Below are 23,443 nucleotides of genomic sequence, written 5' to 3' on the forward strand. Positions count from 1 at the left end.
ATGAAAGAGCATATTTTCCTCACCGGATTCATGGCCAGCGGCAAGAGCCGCACGGGCCGCACCCTTTCCGAACGCCTGGGCCGCCCGCTCGTCGATACCGACGCAGTTATCGTCGAGCGCGCAGACAAGAGCATCAGCGAGATCTTTGAACAGGATGGCGAAGCGAAGTTCCGCGAGATGGAACGCGACGTGATTGCAGAAATCGCGGCCAACGAGACACCCCAGGTGGTATCGCTCGGCGGCGGCGCCATCAACAATCCCGAAAACGTGAAGGTCATCCGCGAATCGGGAACGCTCATCCGCCTGTGGGCCAAGCCCGAAATACTGAGTGAACGCATCGGCCGCAAGAACACGCGCCCGCTGCTCGCAAACCTCAGCGACGAGGAACGCCTCGCGAAAATCAAGGTGATGCTCAAGGAGCGCGAAAAGAACTACGCGCAGGCGGATTTCAGCGTGGAAAGCACGAACGACGTGAACGATTCCCACATCATCGAGCGAATCCTGCGCATGTTGCAGTTTTGGAAGAGCCACGCGCTCGATGTTTACCCGAGCAGCGGGGGCCGCTACCCCATCTTTATCGGGAAGGATATCGTCCCCGAGACGGCATGCCTGCTCGAAGGCCTGCAGCTCTCCCCCTCACACGAATTTCTGGTATGCACCGACACGACCATCGCGAAGGCGCAGGGCAACATGCTGAACATGCTCCGCGGCCAAGCCGGCAGGTGTCCCGTATTCAAGTTCCAGGCGGGCGAACGCAACAAGACGCTCCACAACCTGAACCAGCTTTTCACGTTCATGCTGCACCGCGGCTACACCCGCAAGAGTTGCCTTCTGCAGTTCAGCGGCGGTGTCGTTGGCGACATGGCCGGCTTCGGAGCCGCCACCTACCAGCGCGGCATCCCGTTCATCCAGTTCCCCACGACCCTCCTCAGCATGGTCGACAGTTCCGTGGGCGGCAAGGTGGCGGTGAACCACCCCGAAGGCAAGAACATGATAGGCGCGTTCTACCAGCCCCGCGCGGTGGTTTGCGACATCTCGGTACTTTCGACCCTCAACGACACCGAATACCTCGCGGGCCTTGCCGAAATCGTCAAATACGGCGTCATCTACGACGAGGAATTCTTCCGCTACCTGGAAGGCAACGTAAATGCCATCAAGAACCGTGACTTCGATGCGCTCAAGCACATGATTTTCCGCAGCTGCCAGATCAAGGCAGAGGTCGTGGGCATCGACGAGAAGGAATCGGGCCTGCGCGCCATTCTCAACTACGGGCACACCTTCGGGCATGCCATCGAAAAACTTACCGGCTACAACATGTTCAGCCACGGCATCGCGGTTTCGCTCGGGATGCGCGTTGCCGCAAGGGCCGCCGTAATGCTCGGTATGATGGATGCCGCGGCAGAGGCCCGCCAGAACGCGCTCCTCGATGCGCTCGGATTCCCGAAAACCTTTGGCGTGGATACGGAAAAGGCCTGGGATGCGATGGCGGTCGACAAGAAGGCCGAAAAGGGCACGCGCGTCTACATTCTGCCCACCAGAATCGGTGCGGTCGAAAAAGTGACGAACATCGAAAAAGAAATTGTAACGAAAGCATGGGATGCAATTAGGTGAGGAATAGCATATGAGCATATTAGTTACAGGCGGAACGGGAGGACTCGGATTCCATATCCTCTCGGCACTAAGTGGCACGAGCCGCGGACTTTACAGTTTCAGCGATGAACAGCCGCAGCCCTGGCAGAAGGTGGACGGCGTGGAGTACCTCACTGGCGACATGCTGAACTTCAAGGACGTGCTGGAGATGATGCAGAAGGTCGAGCCTACGCACATCTACCACCTCGCAAGCCAATCCTCCGTGGGGCTCAGCTACAAGAAGCCCTACGAGACCCTGAACATAAACCTGCTCGGCACGCAGACGCTCCTGGAAGCCGCAAGGCAGGTGGTTCCGAAGGCGAAAATCATGCTGCTCAGTTCGAGCGAAATTTACGGCCGCACGGAACAGCACCTCACCTACCTCCACAAGGAAACCGACCTGCCGAACCCGCTCACTCCCTACGCGACATCGAAGGCGTGCATGGAAATTCTCGGCAACCAGTTCCGCAACGCAAACGACATGCACATCGTCGCCGTGCGCCCCTTCCATTTCACGGGTCCGCACCACAGCAGGCGTTTCGCAATCCCCTCCATTACCTACCAGCTGGTAAAGATAAAGTATTACCATGCCGAACCCGTTGTCTATTCGGGCAGTCTTGATATCAGCCGCGACGTGGTGGACGTTCGCGACGTTGCCCGCGGGATGATACAGATTCTCAACACGGCCCCCTCCGGCCAAGTCTACAACATCTGCAGCGGAAAGTCCTATACCTTCCGCGAACTTGTCGACATGCTCGTCGAGATTGCTGACGTGAGCGTGGACTTCCGTTTCGACCCCGCCTACGAACGCACGAACGACATTCCGCTTCTTGTGGGAGACCCCACCAAGGTGAACGAAATCGGCTGGAAACCCATGATAAGCATCGAGGACAGCCTCACCGACCTCTTCAACGAGATGGTCGTACGCAGGCGCACAGAACTCAAGCTCGGCATGGGCAAGGACCTGCCTCTGTAACCGAAGACGACCCCTCCCCAAAAGCTCGTTCACTATGCGTCTCACGCATACTGAGCATGAAAATTAAGCATTTTGCGCATGCTCCGAAAAAATTTATATTATATGCAAAGCATTTCGGAGTGGCAAAATGAAACTCAAGTTTTTAACACTGTTTTCAATTCTTACGCTCGCTGCGAGCGTGTTTGCGGAGAGTGCCATGAGCAACATTACGGTAAACCTGCGCTATACGGGTAAGAACGGGGCGGCAAAGAAGTTCGCCGAAGAGATGGTTTCTAGCGGGACGGTGGCGAAAATCCGTGCCGAGAAGGGCAACATCCGCTACGAATATTTCCAGTCGCTGGACGATCCCGAGACCATCTTGCTGATTGACGCGTGGGAAAGCCAGGCAGCCATCGACGTGCACCACGCTTCGCCCATGATGAAGACGATTGCGAAACTCCGCGACAAGTACGACTTGAAAATGACTGTCGAACGCTACACGCCCGACAACACCATGCCCAAGACCGACGAAAAGTTCATCAGGAAGTAGCCCTATGAAATCGCCCGCGTTGTTTTCGACCTTACTCCTGGCTCTGTTTTTGAGCCTCTTTGCTGCGTGTTCCGACGACAGTTCGTCTTCGCCGACAGGTGAGGTCACTCCGGCGAATAAATCCCGCGGCAAAACACTCGTGGCTTACTTCTCCAGAACGGGCAATACCAAGCCACTGGCCGAATACGCTGCGGAATACCTAAGCGCAACATTATTCGAAATCACCGCGAAAATCCCCTACACCGACGAAGACATCGCCTATTATACGGACTGCCGCGCCGACCGCGAACAGAAAGACGAATCCGCCCGCCCCGAAATCGCAACCGCTGTCGAGAACATGGACGAATACGATACCGTCATCATCGCGCACCCGATATGGCACGGGATTGCACCCCGCATCATAAGCACGTTCCTCGAAGGCTACGACTTTTCCGGCAAGACCTTGCTCACTTTCTGCACGTCGGCTTCAAGCCCGCTGGGCCAAAGCGCCAAGCTGCTGCAGGAACTTACGCCCAATTCCACATGGCTCGAAAGCAAGCGCTTCGCCATCGGCACCAGCCGCGAGGAAATCGAAGAATGGCTGGAAGACGTTCTGCGCCCGTAACCCATAGTCGACCATCATCGGGATTGCCATGAATTTTAAGAATTACTTAACTGCAAGCATTGTTTTGACCGCATCCCTGGCCGCGGCTGCCTTTGCCGGCGGTGCCATCGACGTCCATTCCCATGTGATTCCTGCGGATTATTTGGCCAATTTGCAAAAGCATAACGCGCAGTTGGACGAAGGTTTTCCGCTCCCCAAATGGGACGTGAGCGCCCACCTGAAATGGATGGACGAAGCTCAGGTGCAAACCTCTGTTTTGACGCTCGCTGCCCCGCAGCCCTATTTCGGCGATGCGAACGAAAGTGCCGCCACCATCCGCAAGGTGAACGAGGTCGGCACATCCCTGAAAAAGCAACACCCCGGTCGATTCATGTACTGCGCGGCACTTCCGCTGCCCGACGTGAAAAAATCCATCGCCGAAGCGGCTTACGCCCTCGATACGCTCAAGGTCGACTGCATCAAGCTTGCGACCAACGTAAAGGGGCAGTACCTGGGCGCGCCTGAACTGGGCCCCCTGTTTGACTACCTGAACAAAAAGCACTCCGTCGTGATTCTGCACCCGCACAGGCCGGAGCCCGTCAACAAGGACGTAATGAAGCAGACTCCGCTGGCCATGCAGGAATACCTTTCCGAAACGACCCGTGCCGTCACCAACATGATTTCTAGGAACGTGCTGGCCCGCTATCCGAACGTGAAAGTGGTGGTGCCCCATTGCGGTGCATACCTCCCGCTCGCCTTGCCCCGCATGAAGTCGCTGATTCCCGTGATGCAGCAGAACAAGCTCATCGGGAAAATCGACTGGGAAAAGAACCTGGCCTCGCTCTATTACGATCTTGCCGGAGCGCACTCCGCAGAGACCATCCGCATGATGCTCTCCATCACCACGCCCGACCACCTGCTTTACGGCTCCGATTACCCCTACGTGGCACCCAAGGTGCTTACCGCAAGCATCGAGCGGCTCAAGGCCTACCTGAAAAAAGAGGCTGACCTTGCGCCCTATTACGACATGATTCTTGAAGGCAACGCCCGCGCGCTGTTTGGCGATAAGGCGACCAGCGGGAAATAGATTCTACGCCAGTGTCACCTTAAAAAATTCCACGTTCATTTCGCGGTCGGCGAGGGGCACAATCTTGCGGTCCTTGGGGATTTCGTAATCGAACTGGTGGTCCGAAACGAACGTCAACAGCGAAGACTGCTCGATGAGCTTTGAAATGCCCTTCACGCTGTCGTGCTTGATGAAGGTGACATCGGGAATCTTCTTGCGCTTGACCTGTTCCCAGAACCCTACGTTGCTGCGCTGGATGATGGTCTCGCCCTTGAGTTCCCGGAGCCGGATGGACTTGCGCTTGGCCAGCGGGTGCTTTTTCGGGAGTGCAATCGAGAGCCGCTCCTGCATGTATTTTTCGGCGCGGTATTTCTTTGCGCGGGGGGCCTTGAGCGTGATGCCGATATCCGCCGAGCCCTCGCTCAGCGCCTTCAGCACGCCCGCCTCATTGTCGATAATTTCGTAAGTGACTTGCGCGCCGGGGTATTTCTCCTGCAGTTCCTGCACCATACGCATAGCGGGGAGAATGGCCACCGACGCGATGGAGAACGTGCGCGTACCCGCTCCATGCGGACTCACCTTTTCCATCATCTCGCTTTGCAAGTCCATGATGCGCTTCGCGTATTCGGCGACCGTGCGTCCCTTCTCGTTCAGCTCGATGCGGTTCTTTTTGCGCTCAAAAAGCGGAGCGCCAATTTCGTCTTCCAGCTTCTTGAACGCGCGGCTCACCGCCGGCTGCGAAGTGTAAAGCTTGTCCGCAACGGCAGAAAGCGTCCCGTACTCCAGGAACCCGGCCAGCAATCGCAAGATGTAAGTCTCGACAAACATAAAAAGCCCCTTTTGGGGGAGAATATAATAAATCCGCTATGCGTCAAGCGAATAGTGGGGGCGATTTTGAATTAAAATGCACTATTTTCCTTTTGTATTTTGCTCCACTTTCACAATGACTTCGGCGGGTGTCACGAAATCTAGCACGCTGAAAGCAGTCATTTCGTTACCCATATCTTTAAACGAAGCTCCAAAGTGATATACAGTGTCGTCGACCAGAAGAAAACGGTCGTGAATCGTGCGCATGGTCTTCAATTCTAGTTCAGGATATTGTTTTTTGTGCAAGTCTGCCGCAGCCTTGAATTCAGGTGTAATTCGTGAGGAGTAGATTTTTGCCGAAACGCCTTTTGCTCGCATAGCAGCAAATTTCAGCACCTCGACGGTCGCAAACGGGTCGATGAATACTACGGATTTTTTGGCGGTCTTCACAAGGTCTGCAATCAGCACAAAACCGTCAAACCGCGTTCCGGTCGCAAGAATCCCACCCGTTGGAGTTTGTGCCGCATTCACGAAAAAATCTATGCGCTGTTCGACCGCTGAAAGTCGGGAGGCCTGTTCGCCGAGACGTTTTTCTGTGGTGTTCCTTAATTCCGCAATTTCTGCGCCCTGGCCTTCGATGAGTTGCCGCTGTTCGTGCAGACGGTCCACAATCTGCAAATCGGTCGATATTTTTCGCTGGTTTATGGCGTAACCCTTGAGCATGTATTCCTTGAGAACTTGGTTTGCCCAGCGGCGAAACTTGACGCCGCTTGCGGACTTTACGCGATATCCGACCGAAATGATTACATCAAGGCTATAAAAAGCAACCGGTTGCTTTACGCCATCAACACGCAAAAAATGCGTGTTGTTGTCTTTTTCGACTTCCTCCGAAAACACGTTGTTGATGTGCTTTCGTAACGTTTTCTCGTCTCGATTGAAAAGACGCGCCATTTGGTTTGCCGTGAGCCACACGGTCTCGTTTTCTACACGCACCTCCAGCCGGACTTCGCCTTCCGGCTGGTAAAGCACGATTTCGCCCCTGTTTTCGTTCCCGACCTGGTCGCGAATCTCAATTTTATCCTTTTTGCTCATTTTTACTCCATAAAAAAAGCCGGCCTTTGGATACATTAAAAGCCCAATTTCCATTGGGGATATACCAAATAGCCGACTTTTCTAGTCGAACGTGGCTTGCAGGCGGAAATCCGCTGCCAGTGCCTTTTAGGGGATAATATACAAAAATTTAGCCCCAAAACGTTTTTTTATTCAATAAATGCATTGTATTGGATAAAAAATGCACTTTTTTATCCAGTTTGGCTAAATTTTTAGTCATTTTCACCAGTTTTCGTAGCGGTGGCCCGTATCGAGGGCGGCGATTTGCTTCATTTCGTCGTCTGTCAACTCGAAGTCGAAAATCGATATGTTTTCTGCGATGTGGTCAGGGTTCTTGGAGCCCGGAATGGCAATGTAGCCCGATTGCACATGCCAGCGCAACACCACCTGTGCGGCCGATTTCCCGTGAGCCTTCGCTATCTTTGCGACAACCTTGTTCCCCAAGACGTCTTCGGTGTGGCCGCGCCCGCCCAGCGGGTAATAAGATTCCACCACAGCGCCATAGCGTTTTGCGTATTCCTTGAATTCCGTGTTCTGGTAAAATACGTGGTTCTCGTTTTGCACCACGGCAGGTTTGATTTCGAAATCGGCAAAAAAGCGCTTCGCCGTCTTTTCGGTGTAGTAGTTCGAAATGCCGATGGAACGGATCTTCTTCGCCTTCACAGCACGTTCCATAGCCTTGTAAACCGCCTTGTCTTCGGCATCGCTCCCGTGCTGGTGCAACAGCATCAAGTCAATATATTCGAGTCCCAGCTTTTCGAGTGAGTCGTCGATGTCTTCGTCCAGGGAACTGCTCCACGGCACCAGTTTCGATGTCACGAACAAATCTCCGCGCTTCACGAGCCCATCGTCAATCGCCCGGCGGATTCCCCTACCCACGGCTTCTTCGTTGTCGTAATATTTTGCCGTGTCAATCAGTCGATACCCGTTCTTGATGGCGACATAGACCGCGTCTTCAGCCACCTTGCCACGCAAAGTCCAAGTGCCTAGCCCGAAAACCGGCATATCGAAACCCGAATTCAACTTGACCGTTGGGGCCGCCCCTTTGCTATTCTGCACGATTGAATCTCCTTTGTTCGAAACTTTCGGCATAGCCTGCGACGCAGCATCGCTCGAACACGCCATGAACAGGAAAACGAACAAGAAACTGAACCACCTCATGTCCTAAAAATAACCAAATCCCGCAACAAACCCAAATACTTATTTCGCATAAAAGATATGCTTTGAAGGCATAGATGGGGGGGGGGTAAGGATCCTCCTCGCACTCCTTCGTTGGTTCAGGGACTGGGCCGGGGAACGCCCAATAAATGGCTAAATTTCGAAAATTATTTAGTAGGAAAATTATTTTTCTGCTAAATAATTTGTTATATTAGGGGTATGGAATTCCTAGATCGTGAAGAAGAATCGAAAAGGCTGAAGGCGGAACTCTCCCGGAAGGGGGCGTCTTTTGTCGTTGTCTATGGCCGTCGCAGGTTGGGCAAGTCCACCTTGTTAAAGCGCGTCTTGAAGGAAAACGATATCTATTTTATGGCGGACCGTTCGGAAGAATCCGCCCAGCGGCGTTTCCTGGCCATGGCGATTGCAGTCCGGTATGAGGGTTTCGATTCCGTTGCTTACCCCGACTGGGAGTCGCTTTTTAGGGCTTTCAACTACAGGTGCGCGAAGGGTTCTACGCTCTGCCTGGACGAGTTCCCGTATCTTGTGAAATCCTGCGAGATGTTGCCTTCTACGCTGCAGAAGTTGCTGGACGAAAAGTCCTTGAACTTCAACCTGGTGATTTGCGGCTCGTCGCAACAGATGATGTTCGATGTCGCCCTCGACGAAAAATCGCCATTGTATGGGCGTGCCCATGAAATTCTCCGGTTGAAGCCTATTCCGGTTTCTTACTTGCCTTCTGCGTTGAAAATTTCGGCAAAGGAGGCCGTTTCTGAATATGCCGTTTGGGGCGGAGTGCCCCGCTATTGGGAATTGCGTGAACGGTATCGGAATTTCAAGTCGGCCTTGAGGGAATTGGCCCTTTCTCCCATGGGCGTCCTTCATGACGAGCCTGTGCACATTTTGCGCGACGACATGCGCGACCTGGTGCAGGCGTCCACGCTTCTTGGAATCATCGGGAACGGTGCGAACCGAATTTCGGAGATTGCGGCGCGTGCCGAAAAGAATGCGGCGACTTTGAGCGCCCCTTTAAAAAGGCTCGTGACCATGCAGCTTGTGGATCGGGAAATCCCTTTCGGTGAAAATCCAAAAAACAGCAAGCACGGCATTTACCACTTGTCCGACCCGTTCATTAATTTCTATTACCGGTTTATTAGCCCGTATCGTTCGCTGTTGGAACTGGGGCGTGTTGATTACGTGGAAGAAATCGTAAAACAGCATTTCCCTGAATTTGAAGGTTTTTGCTGGGAACGCCTTTGCCGGCAGGCTGTTAGCGGGCAGGTTGTCGGTGGCGAGATGTTCAATGTGGCTTCCAGGTGGTGGGGCAATGTCGACAAGTCAGAGCGGATCGAAATCGATGTCGTTGCCGAAAGCATGGACAAGAAAACGCTACTTGTCGGGGAATGCAAATGGACGAATGGCGAAAATGCGGGGCGCCTGTTTGCCCATCTGAATGAGCAGGTCCAGAAATTGCCGTTCGTCCACAAGTATAAAAAAATCGTCCCGGTTCTTTTTTTGAAAGAAAGACCTCGCGACAAGACGGATGGAATTGTCTTTTTGCCGGAAGATGTCCTTAGAATTATTTAGTAGGAAAATTATTTTTCTGCTGAATAATTTATTTTGCCCAAATCTACCATAAAATGCCTACATTTGGCAAGTTATGACTCCTATATGTCCCAGGTTGAGTCATATAGGAAATTTTTGACGGAAAACCTTGAAAAAAGTGGTTTTCTGCGTTATTCTGGACTTTTGTTTCCTAAATTTTACAATGGGGGGGGTATGGACTTTGGCAGGGGCATTACCTATATTTAACAGGATAAACTATAGACGGGGATGTTTTTATGAGAAAGTCTTTCCAGCGTGTCATTGCGACCCTGAACTTGTTTCAGGGGAAGCAATCTCTAACCATCTTCTTGTTGGCGGCAATATTTGCGCTTTCGGCTTGTGACGACTCTTCGTCGGCGGGTGACGATGACAATAACGTCATTCTGAGCGGCGATAGCCGCGAAGAATCCAGTGATTCTCGTTCCAACGATAAGGACGAAGCAATCTCCAGTAGTGGCAAGTCCAACGATCCCGCCGAAGTGACCGACGACTCCAGCGACAGCAAGGATAGCTCTTCTTCGGCAGGAACGTCGACCAAATCCAGCAATTCGAATACATCTGGAAATGACGCAAAGTCAAGCAGCTCTGCGGGCAAGGAGGTGTCTTCGTCTAGCGAAGAAATGAAAAGCGCTTGGGATTACTTGAATCCGGGCATCGACTATGGAGAGTTTACCGATGAACGCGATGGACAAGTCTATAAGACGGTTAAAATCGGAGATCAGATATGGATGGCCCAGAACTTGAATTACGATCCGGGCGATGTGTCCAGCTTGGGTAGGTATGCATGGAGCGGCTGCTATGGTGACGGTGCCCTTGATGAAATCAGTAAAAGAATTTTGACGGAAGAAGAGTTTGCTGCGAACTGCTCCAGGTACGGTCGCCTGTACACCTGGGAAGTTGCAATGAATAAGGTCAATTGTGGCTATCACTACAATTGCGACATTGGCAACGAAGGTACGCAGGGCGTTTGTCCCAAAGGCTGGCATTTGCCTACAAAGGAAGAGTGGAAGAAACTGGTAGAACCAATAGCGAGCGGCGTTGAAGACCGAACTACTTACTGGAGTTACCTTGGTGCTAGTGTAGAGTTGAGGACTGCGGACGGGTGGAAGGAATATTCGACTTCTACGTCGGGAACGAATGCCTCTGGTTTCTCAGCCCTCCCTGCAGGCTTTATGTACATCGGAGAATTTTTTAGGTCAAAGGGCATTGGTACGTTCTTCTGGTCTTCTAGTGTGTACGGTACCGACAAATCCTACTGTTTGAGATTGCAACACGACGACGATTCCGCCCTTTTGTGGGGCGAGTGGAAGAAAAACGGCTTTTCAGTCCGTTGCGTCAAGGACTCGGACTAACCCGCCGACGGATTATCAAATCCGAATGGCAATGCTGCCTTAAAAAGCACGTTATCTTGCCAAATCTATCATAAAAAAGATACTTTTGGTGAATTATGCCGTATAATTTGCCAAATCCATGTGTTTTTATATATATTTGGTAAAGTATAGGGAGGTCCTATGTCCGAAAAGCTGATTGTTGGCAGAAAACGCGAAATATCCCTGTTGAACAGGTTCATCGATAGCGACGAAGCTGAATTTGTCGCTGTCTATGGTCGTAGGCGAGTCGGCAAGACTTATCTCGTGAAGGGCCTTTTCCAAAAAAACTTTTCTTTTTACATGACGGGGTTGGCCAATTCCGATCTCAAAAAGCAATTGCAGAATTTTACGGATGCCTTTTCGCAATATTTTTCAAAGAAGGCAACCGTCAAAAATTGGTTTGACGCGTTCAATCTCTTGCGCGACGAACTCTCAAAATTGCGTAAAACCAAGAAAATCATTTTCATTGATGAACTGCCGTGGTTCGATACCGCACGGTCTGACTTTGTAAGCGCCCTGGAACATTTCTGGAATTCGTGGGCCTCCGATGACCCGACCATAAAGTTGATTGTCTGTGGTTCTGCCACGTCGTGGATGATGAACAAGCTCATCAACAACAAGGGTGGTCTGCATAACCGCGTAACGCACCAGATAAAACTTTCTCCGTTCACCCTTGGCGAATGCGAAGAATTTTTAAAGGCGAAAAATTTCACCATGGACCGTTTTGAAATCGCTCAGTTCTACATGGTTTTTGGGGGGATTCCGTATTACTTGAAACTCCTGGACAAAGGCGAAAGCCTTGCACAGAATGTGGACAGACTTTTGTTCAGCGAAGATGGCGAACTCCGCAACGAATTTCACAACTTGTATCACGCGTTGTTCCGCAATTCCGAAAAATACATTGCCATCGTAGAAGTTCTTGCTCAAAAGAAAAAGGGGATAACCAGGAACACGTTAATCAAGGAACTTTCGGTCGAGAGTAGCGGGGGCGTGTCCAAGGCCTTGGACGATCTTGAAAATTGCGGATTCATTAGGCGTTATAGTCCCTTTGGCAAGAAGACCAAAGACGAACTGATTCAACTCGTCGATTTCTACACGCTTTTCTATTTCAAGTTCCTCGCGAAGCGGGCGAAGGGTCGCCGCAACCAATGGCTGCAAATCCAGGGTAAGCCTGAATACAACAGTTGGTGCGGCTACGCATTCGAAATGCTGTGCCTTCAGCATTATCCGCAAATCCTGAACGCACTCGGAATCTCTGGAATAGAAAGTGCCCCATGTAGCTGGATATATACGGGGAAAGACGGCGCACAATTCGACCTTCTGATCGACCGCATCGACAACGTCATCAACATCTGTGAAATGAAGTTTTCGACCAGCCCCTACGAAGTCACGCAGCATTACTTGACGGAACTCCTTGAAAAAGTCAAGCTGTTCAAGGAATCCTCTAAGACCCGCAAGTCACCGATGCTTACCTTCGTGACATCGCTCGGTCTAAAACCTAATTCCTGTGCCAGGCAGATTCCAAAATCAATCACTTTGGACGTCTTGTATAATTCGCCAAATCTACCATAAAATGCCTACATTTGGCAAGTTATAACTCTATATGTCCTAAGTTGAGTCATATAGGAAATTTTTGACGGGAAAACTTGAAAAAAGTTGTTTTTCTGCGTTATTCTGGACTTTTGTTACCTAAATTTTACAATAGGGGGGGGGTATGGACTTTGGCAGGGGCATTACCTATATTTAACAAGATAAACTATAGACGGGGATGTTTTATGAAAAATTTCATTGCTCCAAGGTCCCTGAGCTTGCCGAAGGGCCGGCTCATAACCATCTGCCTACTCGCGGCAATATTTGCCCTGACCGCTTGCGATGACTCTTCGTCGGCGGGTGGCGATGAAACAAGTGTTTCCAGTTCGTCTGTAGAGTCGCCTGATTCGAGTGTCACCCTGAGCGGAGCGTCAGCGGAGTCGAATGGGGCTGGTAACGAAACCAAAGACAAGTCATCGAGTAGTGAGAATAAGTCTAGCAGTTCCGCAAAAGAAACAAAAGTCTCTTCTGATTCCAAGAGTTCCAGTTCTGTAAAATCAGGAGATTCTTCTAGCAGCAAGAAGGATGTATCCAGTTCGTCGGTCAATTCTTCGTCAAGTGTCAAGTCTAGCAGCAGTTCTTCTGTGAAACAGTCTTCATCATCGGTAGCTTCTAGTAGCAGCGAGTATAAGCCTTATAATCATATGAAGGCTTTTAATTCGGATAGCGTACTTACAGGGGCTTATAAGCAGTTTACTTATGAAGGAAGGTCCTACTATTATCTAACAATCAATGGTACAAATCAAAATGATGAAGCCGCGTCTGTCACGGTGATGGCGGAAAATCTGAATGTTGGCGAAATGGTTGATGGCGATAAGGAGCAAAATAACGATTCCAAGATAGAACGATATTGTTATGACAATGATACGACGAATTGCCAAAAATATGGCGGACTCTACCAGTGGGCAGAAGCGATGAAGTTGTCGAGCGAATGCAACACCAAGAGTTGTGCTGACTCTATTAAGCCAAATCATCAGGGAATTTGCCCAGATGGATGGAGACTTTTAACTTATGATGATATATATGTGATTGTGCATGCTGATGGTAACAAAAATGGTGCCGCGGATATTAGAAGTACGAATTTTGGCGGTATGAATTTTAGTGGATATTCTTTGATGGGGGCTGGATATTTAAATAACGGAATATTTAATGACTTAGGTAAAACAACGTATTGGCTTTATCCTGAAGAAATATCGGCAACAGATGGCTTTACAAATTGGAGCTCTAAAACAACAACATCTCTCAATTCGACTTATCATACTCCTAAATTAGCTGGAGAATCTGTTCGTTGTGTAAAGGTTGAACAAAAAGATTAGACTCGTTTACAATTTTTTTAGGAGCTTTCAATGTCCAAGAAAAACAATAAAACAAAATCCACCTGTAATAATTTCAAAATCGAACAACTCGAACCCCGCATGATGATGGATTTTGCGGTATAAATTCCACATTCCATATTTCACATTGCTTGGTTTGTGGGTGGTGAAAATTTTTACAGGAGATAATGGTATGAAGTGTGTCAAGGGTCTTGGTTTCTTGCGGGTGGCGGTGTTCGCGGCATTCTTCGCCCTTTCCGCCTGCGATGATTCGTCGTCAGCCTCTAGCAATGGACCGGATGAAAATGCGGCGGAGGAATCGTCATCCTCAGTTTGTAAGGATTGTGAAAATAGGGATGGTTCGAGTAGTTCTAAAAAAGTTGAATCTTCTGATAATCAGAGTAAAGATTCTTCAAGCGATGCCAAATCAAATAGTTCGTCATCAAAAAAAGAAAACGTGAAAAACAGCAGTTCGTCTCAAAAAGCCGGAAGTAGCAGCTCTGAATTTGTCTTTAAACTTTGTGAAGAAGGGGATACTTCAACAACAACAACCGCAACAAAGGTCTTTTATTATACATGTAGAAATGAAAAATGGGTTTGCGATTCTACAAAAGTGATAGAACAACCCAAAGTTTACCCTGACATGGATAGTGTTTTTGGTTCTGAATATGTTTATGGAACTTTTACGGACGATCGTGACACAAAGGTTTATAAGACCGCCAACATTTATTACGACTATGACGGAGTCTCCACCATTACCGTGATGGCTCAAAATTTGAACTATGCGAATATAACGATTGACAGCAACACAATAGTCTTTGATGATAGCAAGGTAGAGAAACGCTGCTACAAGGATGACCCCTGGTACTGCGACAACTACTTTGGTGCACTTTACACCTGGAGCGAAGCGATGGGACTCCCTAGGGAGTGCGATAGCGTTGGTGTTGCGGATAATCCCAAGTGTAACGCTGACTTTGGCAACAGGGTGCAAGGTGTTTGCCCCGAGGGATGGCATGTGATGAACGAGACAGAGTGGAAACACATCGCCTATTACAATGGGGTTGATATGAGTTATACGCTCCTTTCTCACGCAGTGTGGCCCCAGAAAAAGGGGCATAACTCGTATGGAATGTCTGTGTTGCCTTATGGAGATGAAGGGGCGTATAGAGAGGGAGCGACATTTTGGTTACCCATTGTTCAAGATGATCCGTTGGCTGCGTCATATGTGTTATTTACGTCTTCATATTTTTCAATAAATCATAACACATACAAGGATGGGTTTAATTATATCCGTTGTGTCCTTGATTATGATAAAACAATCTTGAAATAACTTTTAAACCTTAGAACTTACCGAGAAATAGCATGAGCAAGAACGTAAAAAACAATCCGTACAAGATGGAATCTCTTGAACGCCGTTACATGATGGATTTTGCGGTGTAAATTCCATATTCCACACCCCACATTTCACACTACACACCCCACACTTCACATTTCACATTGCTTCTGCGTTAGGGGACGTCGCACCGCCACGCGGTGACGAGACTTGCCGTGGACCCTATCGCTCCGCTCCAGGGTGACAGAGCGGCAAGGCTCGATGAGCCGACCCCGGATCAGGTCCGGGGTGACGAGAGGCGAGCAGCACCCGCCCCGGCCTGGTTGCCGGGGAACGCCCTGTTTTTACATTAGGCAGACTACAGGTTGTCCAGAATTCTCAGCATTTCCGCAGGGGTGACGACTTTCGGGTGTTGCGGAAAATGCTTCTGGTTGCCCGTGACCAGAAAGGTTTCATCGGTCTTGTTCTTCTCCATGGCGACCTCGAAAAACACCACGTCTTTCGGATCGGGAAAATCGCCAACGAGAGTTTCAACGGCAGCAAGGTTCACGCCGATGGATTTCAGGCGAGAAATCAAGAAATTGACGGTTTCTGTTGGAAAATGAAACTTCTTGCGCGACAGGACTTCTTCGTATTCCTGTAAAATGGAATCGTTGAAGACGGGAATAATCTCGTGGGCGTAGGTCTGTTGAACGACCTGCCCAGGGACGGAATCCCACCGCAAAAGCGCAGAAACTAGCACGTTGGTGTCAATGACGGCGTAGCACTTCATTTGCCTGCCCGCGCCTGTGCGATTTCGGCGTTGATTTCTTCAAGGGACATATCGGCGACTCCTGCATCGGCGGCGGACTGCGAAGCCTGCTTCATGGCTTCAAGGACATCGTCGGGTGCGGTCGGGCGGAGTTTCATGCTGAAAGGGATGCCGTTTTCGAGAATGGTGCGGGCAAGGAACATTCGGACGGCTGTCGGTAGGTCTATACCGAGTCTTTCGAAAATACTCCCTGCTGCGGAACGGGTCTTTTCGTCCACCCTAACTTGTAGCAATGTGCTCTGCATGGCATACCTCCGTATTTACAAAATATACAAATGTATTCTGTGTGAATGCAAGTGACTTTAATGTTAATATATAATTTTTAAGGCATTATAGGTTAATTTTCTCAAAAAATACGGAGAAATTAGCCCATTTCAGGACACCTATATGAGCAAGAAAAAAGAGCGAACAAATAATATCTATCGTATTGAACGGCTCGGTCCTCGCTTGATGATGGATCTTGCGGTATAAAATCCACACCCCACACTACACACTTCACACCTGCGTCTGCGTTAGGGGGCGTCGCACCTTTGTGGCGAGACGCGTAAGCGGCTCGATGAGCCGAGCGTGCTCGGCGAGCAGCACCCGCCCCGGCCCCTGGCTGACGATGGGAGATCCCCGCCTTCGCGGGGATGACAAGTTGGGGCCGGGGAACGCCCAAGGAAGTCGTGTTTTTAAAAGCCTGTCCGCTTGCTTTAATACCGGAAATTGTATATATTTAAATTAGATGAACAAGGAGGTGCAGTATGTCTGATGTCGCTTTTGCCGATTTTACCGAGCAGGTGCTGTCTCTTTCCTATGAGCAGACCCTTACGCTGATGAGCAAGATGTTGGAGTCATTGAAGACCAAACGGCGCGAAGAAAGTTTCGCCGAACTGGAAAAAGACATCGCGCGCAGTTCCATGAATTCCATGTGGGAGGAATTGAAGAATGACACATGGTGAAGTCTGGCTAATCGATTTTGGCGACCCAGTTGGCAGCCTTCCGTCCAAGATTCGCCCTGCGGTCGTGATGCAAAATGATCTGCTCGGCATAAAGAATTTGAACACTGTCGTTGCGATTCCTTTTACTTCGAATCTCGAAAGAGCTGGCCACGAGCCGAACATTCTGTTCCGAAAGGAAGAAACGGGTCTCCCGAAGGATTCTGTTGCGGTTATTCACCTTATCGGTGCGGTCAACAAGTTCTGTTTTGACAGAAAGGTTTCTACTATGTCAGAACTGAACTACCGCAGGCTTGTAGACGCCGTGACGAAATTAATTGACAGCGAGAAGTAGGAAAAACCCTATTCGTCAGACAAGTTTGGCCAATCAGAACCTCTTTTCCGCAACGACATTCTTTTGCTTCTGCTGCAAGATGATGTCGAAAGCCTTGGCGAAGAATTCTGCTTCTTCTGCCGATGCCGCGCTTTCGATAACATCGGATGTTTCCGAAAGTGAATTATCATCCCACACTTCACATTCCACACTCGCGTCTGCGTTAGGGGGCGTCGCACCTTTGTGGCGAGACGCGCAAGCGGCTCGATGAGCCGAGCGTGCTCGGCGAGCAGCACCCGCCCCGGCCTGGGTCGGGAAAAAGCCCATAAGACATTGGTTACGGTGGTAATTTTTCTCTGTAGATTCGCAAACATTACTGAAATCAGTCCTAAGTCGCACTAGTCTTGTTGCACAAACGGACAGAAAAATCTATATTGGAAATGTAATAATAAGGGAAAACTATGGTGTTCGCCGAAAACATATTACGGATATTCCGTGAAAACAAACTTCTTGCGAAGTATCGCCTGAAGGATGTCTTTGTTTTCGGTTCGTCTGTTCGAACAGCAACTCCCAACGACATAGACCTGCTAGTCCGTGATTTCCAGGACTACAATGACCTGTTGTCCTTGCGAAAGGAACTTTCCGAAAAAACTGGCAAGTCCGTGGATGTCGTCATAGAGAAGTTCGCAAACCCCATTATCCTGTATCGAGCAAGCAAGGAGTCCATCCGTGTTGAATGACCCCAGGAACGACCTTTTCCACTTATTGGGAATGCTCGAATCCCTGTTGAAAATTCAAAAATATACACGGGATATTCATTCCACCGAAGAACTTCTTGAGAAAGAAGACCAGATGGTATTCAACGCATGTTTGACTTTGCTTGCAAACATAGGCGAATCCATCAACACTGTAAAGAACGATCTTGATCCGCTAAAGGAAACCTTTATCAAAATCATTAGAGAAGGTCTAGCAAACAAGTCCTTTGACGAGGGTGAATTTGAAGCAGCGAAAAACGCGGGCTTTTACAAGTTCATTGATTTCAGTGTAATTTAAGAGCTGTCGTACCGACCTGGCCCTTGACTGGGGAACGCCCAGCTTTTTACTCCTTGTTTGCAAACTAACTTCAAGCTTTCCGAAGACGACATGAAAAAGATTAGCGGCCTCGACAAGGAAAAGCGCTTCTTTATCTCGACCCTTGCCGAAATCCAGCATTTCAAGGACTGGAATCCCGGCGACTAAGGGCCGTCAATAATTCCGGACGCTTTTTCCACTATGCGCAACACGCATAGTGGGCATAAAAATTACGCATTATGCGAACGTCCTGAATTTATTTATATTATAAGCAACCGGTTCAAAGGAATTTTTTACGAAAAAGGCGGATTCCATGAAAAAAATCACCTTGATTCTTTTATCACTTCTTCTAGGAGTCTCTATGGCAGCAGAAAAGAAAATCCTCGTCGTTTACTATTCCCGTGCCGATGAAAACTACACCGTCGGGAACATTTCCAAGGGCAATACCGAAATCATTGCCGAGATGATTGCGAAAAAGACAGGCGGCACGCTCTTGCATGTGGAACCCGCGAAGGAATACCCCAAGAAATACGACGACTGCATCAATGTGGCCAAGAAGGAACTTGCGCAGGACGCGCGCCCGGCCATCAAGCCGGTGAACGTGAATCCCGAAGAATTCGACGAAATTTACGTCGGTTACCCGGTGTGGTGGGGCGAGATGCCCATGCCCATGTTCACTTTCTTCGAGAAGTATAACCTGAAGGGCAAGACAATTCACCCATTCGTGACTCACGAAGGCAGCGGCCTTTCGGGTGTAGCCCGCCTCAAGAAGGTGACCGGCGCGAATGTGCCCCCTGGCCTTGCCATCTACGGACACGTGGCCCAGAACGAACGCGACAAGGCCCAAAAAGAAGTCGACAAGTGGGTGAAGTAAGCTTGCACCTTACTGGCGGAACGTCATCAGAGAAATTTCTAGCAGAAGGTCACGGTGATTTCCGTGCCTACGCCTATGGCTGATTGTAACGAAATCTCTGCATGGTGCACTTCGGCGATATGCTTGACAATGGCAAGGCCCAATCCCGTGCCGCCTGTAGCCTTGGAGCGACTCTTGTCCACACGGTAAAACCGTTCAAAAATACGTGGCTGGTTTTCTTCGGGAATGCCAATCCCTGTATCCTTCACAGCAATGGATTTTTGTTGCACTAGAATACTCACGGAACCGCCCGTTTCTGTATAGCGAATGGAATTGTCGACCAAGTTGTAAAGCATCTCGAATAGGAGTCGACGATTGCCGTAAACCTGTGCGGTTTTACAACCTTCCAACGCCACACGAACTCCCTTCTTTTCGGCGTTAAAGGAAAGTTCGTCAATACAGTTTGAAGCCAACGTCCACAAATTCACGGATTCGTCCAGTCCTATCGCAGATTCTCCCGAGGACTCAAGTTTGGAAAGGGTCATAATATCGTTGGCGATAGAAAGCAGACGGCCTGCTTCTTTGTGAATTTTTCCAGCAAAGCGCTTTACGTCTTCGGGTTTCGCCATACCATTTTCGATGAGTTCTGCATATCCAGAAATGGATGTCAATGGCGTTTTGAGTTCATGGGAGGCGTTAGCCGTAAACTCATCTCGCATCTTGGCCGTTTTCTTTTTTTCTTCAGAAAGTTGTTCAATGGTGAGTTGAAGTTCCCGATTCTGCTTACGGATAGTTTTGACTAGTGGTGCAATTTCCTTGTATATCCCTTCGTCATCCATAAGTTCTGGCTGTCCCAAGTTTTCAGCCAATTTCTGCACCGGTCGCACAAAAGCGCGGCTCAAGCCAAAAGCAATCAGAACAGCCACGACAACAATACCTGTCAACAGCGCTAATAGGTAAGGCATGGTCTTAGATACGGATTCGTGAAGACTCGCTTGACGACGACTTAAACGCAGAATTTTACCGTCTGACAGTCGTTCTGCAAAATAGAACACTTGGGCATTCAAAGTCACTGAATAGCGGAGGTTTTCACCTATTCCTTTGGAATTTGCGTCCATGATTTCGGGACGATTCCTATGATTTTCCATTTTGCCTGCTTTCGCGTCACTTTCGTAGAGGACCATTCCGTCCCGATCCACCAGAGTTACGCGCAAACGTTTGCTGGCAATGGAATCCAGATTTTTTCGGAAGTTCTCAAAAGGAATCTGTCCATAGAAATTTTTGATAAGGGAGGCTGTTTCCCTCAAATCGCGTTTCTGCTGTTCGGACATTTCATTTTCAAAAACGCGAGCCGTAAAATACACTGCAAAGAGGGCGGCGAGAACTCCGACATAAATCAAGCTGAAACGGAGACTGTTTTTCATTGAACTTTGTACCCCACGTTTCGCACGGTCTGTATGATAGAGCCTTGTACCCCTAACTTCTGCCGAAGCGTTTTTATGTGCATATCCACGGTGCGTGTATCCATGTCAAAATCCACACCCCAAATCTTTTCTAGAATCTGTTGCCTAGAGAAAACAGTTCCCGGTCGGGACATCAGGAGTTTCAAAAGTTCATATTCCTTAAAAGTGAGTTCTATAGCGATTCCGCCAACAGTTACCGAACGACGCTGGTCATCGAGTGTCACTCCTCCTAGAGCCAAGTTCAACGCTTCCGTACTTTCGGATGAGCTTCGTTCAGAACGGCGTAGCACGGCTCGCACACGTGAAATGAATTCTAGAACGCCAAATGGTTTTGCTATGTAGTCGTCCGCTCCCAAGTCAAGTCCCTTCACTTTGTCAAGTTCAGTTCCTTTCGCCGTAAGCATGATGACGGGGATGTCCTTTGTATTTTCTTGCACTCGCAGGCGTTTGAGAATGTTTAAACCATCTTCGCCAGGGAGCATAATATCCAAAATAAACAAGTCTGGCACCCTAGTCTTAACTTGTTCGTCCATAACTTTACCGCATTCGAAAGCCATCACGTCAAAACCGCTGCTTTTTAAAGCATAGGTTTCCATTTCCCGAACTTCGATATCGTCTTCCACAATATAAATCATAGGACCACACACAAATTATTGTTTTACAGTTAGGAATTTTCTGCTGGCTTTGGCTGCAGAACTGACCGCATCCAACAATGCCCAGGACTCATAAAGAATAGTTAAATAAAGGATCTCCGCGCGGATGTTTTCGGAAACCCCCTTCATCATTTCCGTTTTACGCTCGTCTAATATCCTCGTCCCTTCTTCCCGCAATTGTTCGCGGACCTCGCTATAGTTCCTGAAATCCATGGTTTCTATCATCGAGGCGGTCTTTTCAATCCGTATCTTCACACGGGAAGCCGTACGCAAAAGCTCTTTTCTTTTTTCGTAGTCCAAGGGACTGAAAGCGTTATCCACGTGGTTCTTGCATGGCGAAGAAATCTGTTCCAGACTAAACAATGCATCTCCCATAAAATCATTTGCCTGGTACAAAAAGAAATTCTTTACCACCATATCCTCCTGGGCAAGTCTTTCCGTACATAAGGTTCCATGGCGACGGTTCCTCTGGATATGTTTTTTCAGAATTTTAATTTGTTTGTTCACGGAGCGTAGTTTTCCCAAGTTTTCTCGCAAAAGTCCCACAATTATCTTTTCGTAGCAGTCTGCGCACCAACGGAGTATTTCGCTCCACTCACCACGACTGTATTCCTGTATAAGGGGGTATACCTTTGTCTCGGGGGGAGCCGTCAGGATGTTATCAAACAATTCCTCCGCCTTACCCTTCTTGTTTTCTCGGTATTTCAGGCTCGAACGAATCAATACGAAAATGACTACGGCAAAAAGACCGAATATGGCAGGGAAACCGCCAAAGTAAAGCACTGTCGCCACAACAGAAGCACTAGCAAATGCGGCGAAGGCCGTAAGGAACCATCCGCCAATTACCGAGAGTACCCCTGTAATGCGGTATACGGCCGTTTCACGGTTCCATGCCTTGTCAGCAAGACTTGTGCCCATAGCCACCATAAATGTCACGTAGGTCGTGGAAAGGGGGAGTTTCAGGGACGTGCCCAACGCAATGAGGGAACTTGCAAGCATTAGGTTTACGCAAGCCCGCAATAAATCAAAGGCGGCGCCCTCCTCTTCCAGAATCATTTCCTTGGTATTGAAGCGGGTGTTAATTTTATCCGAAATTTTCCTTGGAATAAATTCTGTTACAAATTTTACGACACCATTAGAACTGCGAACTAAGGCGCGAGCGACCGGATTTGTACCAAAGATTTCTTCAGAAGAATTTTGGGCCGCGAGGGATACGGAGGTCTTCACCACATTCCGGGCCTTCTTGGAAAACACAAGGGAAAATACCATGGTAAGCCCGGCAACCATCAGCAAGTACCACTGTCCTGGTTCCGACTCCAGCAAGAAGGACATATTGAAATCCTGAGGGTTGCCCCCAGCAGCCATCAAGTGCTGCACCGAAGAAAGACTGGTGAGGGGCACACCCACAAAATTTACAAGGTCGTTTCCGGCAAAGGCTAGGGCCAGAGAAAAAGTCCCAAAAGCAATGATTACCTTGAGCACGTTTACTTTTACTGCATGGAGCAGGTGACAAAGGATGAAAAACGCGACGAACATGCTTGCCACAAGAACGGTCTCATTTTCTGCGAGAAACGCCTTGTAGCCCGGCCCCACGAAACTCATATTTTTGAGGCCCTTGATAAGGATAAAATAAAATATGGACGTCAGGGAAACGCTTCCAAAAACACCAATAAAGTATCGAATATACTTCTTGTAGCCAAAGGAGAAAACCAGGCGCGTCACATACTGCACCGCAAGGCCAACTACAAAAGCGATGGCCACCGAAAGGAAAATGCCCAAAATCACCGTTAGTGCCTTAGAGGTGTTGATGAGGTTTCCCAGTTCCAGGGTATCGTCAGAAAGAATCTTGATACTGGCGATAGCCACAGAGGCGCCCAAAAGTTCAAAGACCATTGATACCGTAGTTGATGTCGGCATACCGTAGGAATTGAATATGTCAAGGAGGATCACATCGGTAAACATCACCGCCGCATATACGCACATAAGTTCTGCAAAGGTGTAATACTGGGGCATATAAATGCCATGCCGTGCGATATCCATCATGCCACTACTGAATGTGGCGCCACAAAAAACTCCTACCGCAGCAAAGATCATCAGGGTTTTATATTTAAAGGCCTTGCTCCCGACAGCAGAACTCAAGAAATTCACGGCATCGTTACTGACACCCACAAACAAGTCCATCAAGGCGAGCAGAAGCAGCATTGCCACAAGGATGATATAAAACGTAGTCATAAAATCTCCTAGGCGACAAACTAAAAAGCCTTGCGACAAT

Annotated in this window: 25 protein-coding genes; 15 read left to right on the forward strand and 10 right to left on the reverse strand. The window is 49.1% G+C overall.

Going from position 1 to position 23,443, the window contains the following annotated elements:
- From aroB to B4B27_RS12500, 5 genes are all read left to right on the forward strand, one after another.
- Positions 1 to 1,611, forward strand: a complete 1,611-nt coding sequence (aroB, locus tag B4B27_RS12480) for a 3-dehydroquinate synthase (protein ID WP_290726967.1) — start codon at positions 1 to 3, stop codon at positions 1,609 to 1,611.
- A gap of 10 nt (positions 1,612 to 1,621) precedes the next feature.
- Positions 1,622 to 2,605, forward strand: coding sequence for a GDP-mannose 4,6-dehydratase (locus B4B27_RS12485; protein ID WP_173366634.1), 984 nt, complete (start codon positions 1,622 to 1,624; stop codon positions 2,603 to 2,605).
- Between the two features lie 196 nt (positions 2,606 to 2,801).
- Complete coding sequence (locus tag B4B27_RS12490) at positions 2,802 to 3,134, forward strand: putative quinol monooxygenase (RefSeq protein WP_072980505.1); 333 nt, start codon at positions 2,802 to 2,804, stop codon at positions 3,132 to 3,134.
- Between the two features lie 4 nt (positions 3,135 to 3,138).
- Positions 3,139 to 3,738: a flavodoxin gene (locus B4B27_RS12495; protein WP_290726969.1), complete on the forward strand. Its 600-nt coding sequence runs from the start codon at positions 3,139 to 3,141 to the stop codon at positions 3,736 to 3,738.
- Between the two features lie 28 nt (positions 3,739 to 3,766).
- Positions 3,767 to 4,804 (forward strand): amidohydrolase family protein, encoded by a 1,038-nt coding sequence (locus tag B4B27_RS12500; RefSeq protein WP_290726970.1) that lies wholly within the window; start codon positions 3,767 to 3,769, stop codon positions 4,802 to 4,804.
- Positions 4,805 to 4,807: 3 nt separating this feature from the next.
- On the opposite strand, the gene B4B27_RS12505 is transcribed toward B4B27_RS12500, so the two are convergent.
- From B4B27_RS12505 to B4B27_RS12515, 3 genes are all read right to left on the reverse strand, one after another.
- Positions 4,808 to 5,611, reverse strand: coding sequence for a LysR family transcriptional regulator (locus B4B27_RS12505; RefSeq protein ID WP_290726971.1), 804 nt, complete (start codon positions 5,609 to 5,611; stop codon positions 4,808 to 4,810).
- An 81-nt stretch (positions 5,612 to 5,692) separates the two neighbouring features.
- Complete coding sequence (rhuM, locus tag B4B27_RS12510) at positions 5,693 to 6,736, reverse strand: RhuM family protein (protein WP_290726972.1); 1,044 nt, start codon at positions 6,734 to 6,736, stop codon at positions 5,693 to 5,695.
- Between the two features lie 186 nt (positions 6,737 to 6,922).
- Entirely contained in the window at positions 6,923 to 7,759 is an 837-nt protein-coding gene (locus B4B27_RS12515; RefSeq protein WP_290726973.1) for an aldo/keto reductase, read from the reverse strand.
- A 318-nt stretch (positions 7,760 to 8,077) separates the two neighbouring features.
- Here B4B27_RS12515 and B4B27_RS12520 point away from each other — a divergent pair, with 318 nt between their 5' ends.
- From B4B27_RS12520 to B4B27_RS12530, 3 genes are all read left to right on the forward strand, one after another.
- Complete coding sequence (locus B4B27_RS12520) at positions 8,078 to 9,442, forward strand: ATP-binding protein (protein WP_290726974.1); 1,365 nt, start codon at positions 8,078 to 8,080, stop codon at positions 9,440 to 9,442.
- A 254-nt stretch (positions 9,443 to 9,696) separates the two neighbouring features.
- Positions 9,697 to 10,812 (forward strand): fibrobacter succinogenes major paralogous domain-containing protein, encoded by a 1,116-nt coding sequence (locus B4B27_RS12525; RefSeq protein WP_290726975.1) that lies wholly within the window; start codon positions 9,697 to 9,699, stop codon positions 10,810 to 10,812.
- A gap of 159 nt (positions 10,813 to 10,971) precedes the next feature.
- Positions 10,972 to 12,402 (forward strand): AAA family ATPase, encoded by a 1,431-nt coding sequence (locus B4B27_RS12530; RefSeq protein ID WP_290726976.1) that lies wholly within the window; start codon positions 10,972 to 10,974, stop codon positions 12,400 to 12,402.
- 184 nt (positions 12,403 to 12,586) lie between these two features.
- Here B4B27_RS12530 and B4B27_RS12535 read toward each other — a convergent pair whose 3' ends face one another.
- Positions 12,587 to 12,985 carry a hypothetical protein gene (locus B4B27_RS12535; protein ID WP_290726978.1) on the reverse strand — a complete coding sequence of 133 codons (399 nt, stop codon included), beginning with the start codon at positions 12,983 to 12,985 and terminating at the stop codon, positions 12,587 to 12,589.
- A gap of 19 nt (positions 12,986 to 13,004) precedes the next feature.
- Between B4B27_RS12535 and B4B27_RS12540 the strand changes: the two genes are divergently transcribed.
- On the forward strand, positions 13,005 to 13,736 hold the full coding sequence (locus B4B27_RS12540; RefSeq protein WP_290726980.1) for an FISUMP domain-containing protein: 732 nt from the start codon (positions 13,005 to 13,007) through the stop codon (positions 13,734 to 13,736).
- Positions 13,737 to 13,926: 190 nt separating this feature from the next.
- Positions 13,927 to 15,063 (forward strand): FISUMP domain-containing protein, encoded by a 1,137-nt coding sequence (locus B4B27_RS12545; RefSeq protein ID WP_290726981.1) that lies wholly within the window; start codon positions 13,927 to 13,929, stop codon positions 15,061 to 15,063.
- Between the two features lie 361 nt (positions 15,064 to 15,424).
- Here B4B27_RS12545 and B4B27_RS12550 read toward each other — a convergent pair whose 3' ends face one another.
- Positions 15,425 to 15,838 carry a putative toxin-antitoxin system toxin component, PIN family gene (locus B4B27_RS12550; protein ID WP_290726982.1) on the reverse strand — a complete coding sequence of 138 codons (414 nt, stop codon included), beginning with the start codon at positions 15,836 to 15,838 and terminating at the stop codon, positions 15,425 to 15,427.
- A complete protein-coding gene (locus B4B27_RS12555; protein ID WP_073116314.1) occupies positions 15,835 to 16,122 on the reverse strand; it encodes a type II toxin-antitoxin system RelB/DinJ family antitoxin in 288 nt (95 codons plus the stop codon). The genes B4B27_RS12550 and B4B27_RS12555 overlap by 4 nt, the downstream gene beginning before the upstream one ends.
- A 501-nt stretch (positions 16,123 to 16,623) precedes the next feature.
- On the opposite strand from B4B27_RS12555, the gene B4B27_RS12560 reads away from it, so the two are divergent.
- A complete protein-coding gene (locus B4B27_RS12560) occupies positions 16,624 to 16,821 on the forward strand; it encodes a hypothetical protein (RefSeq protein WP_290726984.1) in 198 nt (65 codons plus the stop codon).
- Positions 16,808 to 17,152 (forward strand): type II toxin-antitoxin system PemK/MazF family toxin, encoded by a 345-nt coding sequence (locus B4B27_RS12565; RefSeq protein ID WP_290726985.1) that lies wholly within the window; start codon positions 16,808 to 16,810, stop codon positions 17,150 to 17,152. The genes B4B27_RS12560 and B4B27_RS12565 overlap by 14 nt, the downstream gene beginning before the upstream one ends.
- Before the next feature lie 33 nt (positions 17,153 to 17,185).
- Here the strand turns inward: B4B27_RS12565 and B4B27_RS12570 are convergent, their stop codons facing one another.
- Positions 17,186 to 17,341, reverse strand: a complete 156-nt coding sequence (locus B4B27_RS12570) for a hypothetical protein (RefSeq protein ID WP_290726986.1) — start codon at positions 17,339 to 17,341, stop codon at positions 17,186 to 17,188.
- 251 nt (positions 17,342 to 17,592) lie between these two features.
- On the opposite strand from B4B27_RS12570, the gene B4B27_RS12575 reads away from it, so the two are divergent.
- The 3 genes from B4B27_RS12575 (at position 17,593) to B4B27_RS12585 (ending at position 19,076) form a co-directional block, all read left to right on the forward strand.
- Positions 17,593 to 17,871, forward strand: coding sequence for a nucleotidyltransferase family protein (locus B4B27_RS12575; RefSeq protein WP_072813035.1), 279 nt, complete (start codon positions 17,593 to 17,595; stop codon positions 17,869 to 17,871).
- Positions 17,861 to 18,184, forward strand: a complete 324-nt coding sequence (locus B4B27_RS12580) for a hypothetical protein (RefSeq protein WP_290726987.1) — start codon at positions 17,861 to 17,863, stop codon at positions 18,182 to 18,184. Before B4B27_RS12575 ends, B4B27_RS12580 begins: the two co-directional genes overlap by 11 nt.
- Before the next feature lie 379 nt (positions 18,185 to 18,563).
- Positions 18,564 to 19,076, forward strand: a complete 513-nt coding sequence (locus B4B27_RS12585; RefSeq protein WP_290726988.1) for a flavodoxin — start codon at positions 18,564 to 18,566, stop codon at positions 19,074 to 19,076.
- 38 nt (positions 19,077 to 19,114) lie between these two features.
- On the opposite strand, the gene B4B27_RS12590 is transcribed toward B4B27_RS12585, so the two are convergent.
- The 3 genes from B4B27_RS12590 to B4B27_RS12600 are packed head-to-tail and all read right to left on the reverse strand — an operon-like array spanning position 19,115 to position 23,403.
- Positions 19,115 to 20,479, reverse strand: a complete 1,365-nt coding sequence (locus B4B27_RS12590) for a sensor histidine kinase (protein ID WP_290726989.1) — start codon at positions 20,477 to 20,479, stop codon at positions 19,115 to 19,117.
- Positions 20,476 to 21,153, reverse strand: coding sequence for a response regulator transcription factor (locus B4B27_RS12595; RefSeq protein ID WP_290726991.1), 678 nt, complete (start codon positions 21,151 to 21,153; stop codon positions 20,476 to 20,478). The genes B4B27_RS12590 and B4B27_RS12595 overlap by 4 nt, the downstream gene beginning before the upstream one ends.
- Positions 21,154 to 21,168: 15 nt before the next feature.
- Positions 21,169 to 23,403 (reverse strand): inorganic phosphate transporter, encoded by a 2,235-nt coding sequence (locus B4B27_RS12600; protein ID WP_290726992.1) that lies wholly within the window; start codon positions 23,401 to 23,403, stop codon positions 21,169 to 21,171.
- Positions 23,404 to 23,443 lie beyond the last annotated feature (40 nt).

It is taken from the genome of Fibrobacter sp. UBA2449 (genome assembly GCF_002342555.1).
Lineage (GTDB): Bacteria > Fibrobacterota > Fibrobacteria > Fibrobacterales > Fibrobacteraceae > Fibrobacter.

Excerpts from the sequence above, each read along its gene's own strand:
- B4B27_RS12595 (WP_290726991.1), bottom strand. The coding sequence starts at position 21,153 with ATGATTTATATTGTGGAAGACGATATCGAAGTTCGGGAAATGGAAACC.
- B4B27_RS12550 (WP_290726982.1), bottom strand. The coding sequence starts at position 15,838 with ATGAAGTGCTACGCCGTCATTGACACCAACGTGCTAGTTTCTGCGCTT.
- rhuM (WP_290726972.1), bottom strand. The coding sequence starts at position 6,736 with ATGGAAATTGGGCTTTTAATGTATCCAAAGGCCGGCTTTTTTTATGGA.
- B4B27_RS12505 (WP_290726971.1), bottom strand. The coding sequence starts at position 5,611 with ATGTTTGTCGAGACTTACATCTTGCGATTGCTGGCCGGGTTCCTGGAG.
- B4B27_RS12525 (WP_290726975.1), top strand. The coding sequence starts at position 9,697 with ATGAGAAAGTCTTTCCAGCGTGTCATTGCGACCCTGAACTTGTTTCAG.
- B4B27_RS12500 (WP_290726970.1), top strand. The coding sequence starts at position 3,767 with ATGAATTTTAAGAATTACTTAACTGCAAGCATTGTTTTGACCGCATCC.
- B4B27_RS12565 (WP_290726985.1), top strand. The coding sequence starts at position 16,808 with ATGACACATGGTGAAGTCTGGCTAATCGATTTTGGCGACCCAGTTGGC.
- B4B27_RS12495 (WP_290726969.1), top strand. The coding sequence starts at position 3,139 with ATGAAATCGCCCGCGTTGTTTTCGACCTTACTCCTGGCTCTGTTTTTG.
- B4B27_RS12490 (WP_072980505.1), top strand. The coding sequence starts at position 2,802 with ATGAGCAACATTACGGTAAACCTGCGCTATACGGGTAAGAACGGGGCG.
- B4B27_RS12520 (WP_290726974.1), top strand. The coding sequence starts at position 8,078 with ATGGAATTCCTAGATCGTGAAGAAGAATCGAAAAGGCTGAAGGCGGAA.
- B4B27_RS12590 (WP_290726989.1), bottom strand. The coding sequence starts at position 20,479 with ATGAAAAACAGTCTCCGTTTCAGCTTGATTTATGTCGGAGTTCTCGCC.
- B4B27_RS12585 (WP_290726988.1), top strand. The coding sequence starts at position 18,564 with ATGGCAGCAGAAAAGAAAATCCTCGTCGTTTACTATTCCCGTGCCGAT.
- B4B27_RS12575 (WP_072813035.1), top strand. The coding sequence starts at position 17,593 with ATGGTGTTCGCCGAAAACATATTACGGATATTCCGTGAAAACAAACTT.
- aroB (WP_290726967.1), top strand. The coding sequence starts at position 1 with ATGAAAGAGCATATTTTCCTCACCGGATTCATGGCCAGCGGCAAGAGC.
- B4B27_RS12560 (WP_290726984.1), top strand. The coding sequence starts at position 16,624 with ATGTCTGATGTCGCTTTTGCCGATTTTACCGAGCAGGTGCTGTCTCTT.
- B4B27_RS12545 (WP_290726981.1), top strand. The coding sequence starts at position 13,927 with ATGAAGTGTGTCAAGGGTCTTGGTTTCTTGCGGGTGGCGGTGTTCGCG.
- B4B27_RS12555 (WP_073116314.1), bottom strand. The coding sequence starts at position 16,122 with ATGCAGAGCACATTGCTACAAGTTAGGGTGGACGAAAAGACCCGTTCC.
- B4B27_RS12600 (WP_290726992.1), bottom strand. The coding sequence starts at position 23,403 with ATGACTACGTTTTATATCATCCTTGTGGCAATGCTGCTTCTGCTCGCC.
- B4B27_RS12485 (WP_173366634.1), top strand. The coding sequence starts at position 1,622 with ATGAGCATATTAGTTACAGGCGGAACGGGAGGACTCGGATTCCATATC.
- B4B27_RS12530 (WP_290726976.1), top strand. The coding sequence starts at position 10,972 with ATGTCCGAAAAGCTGATTGTTGGCAGAAAACGCGAAATATCCCTGTTG.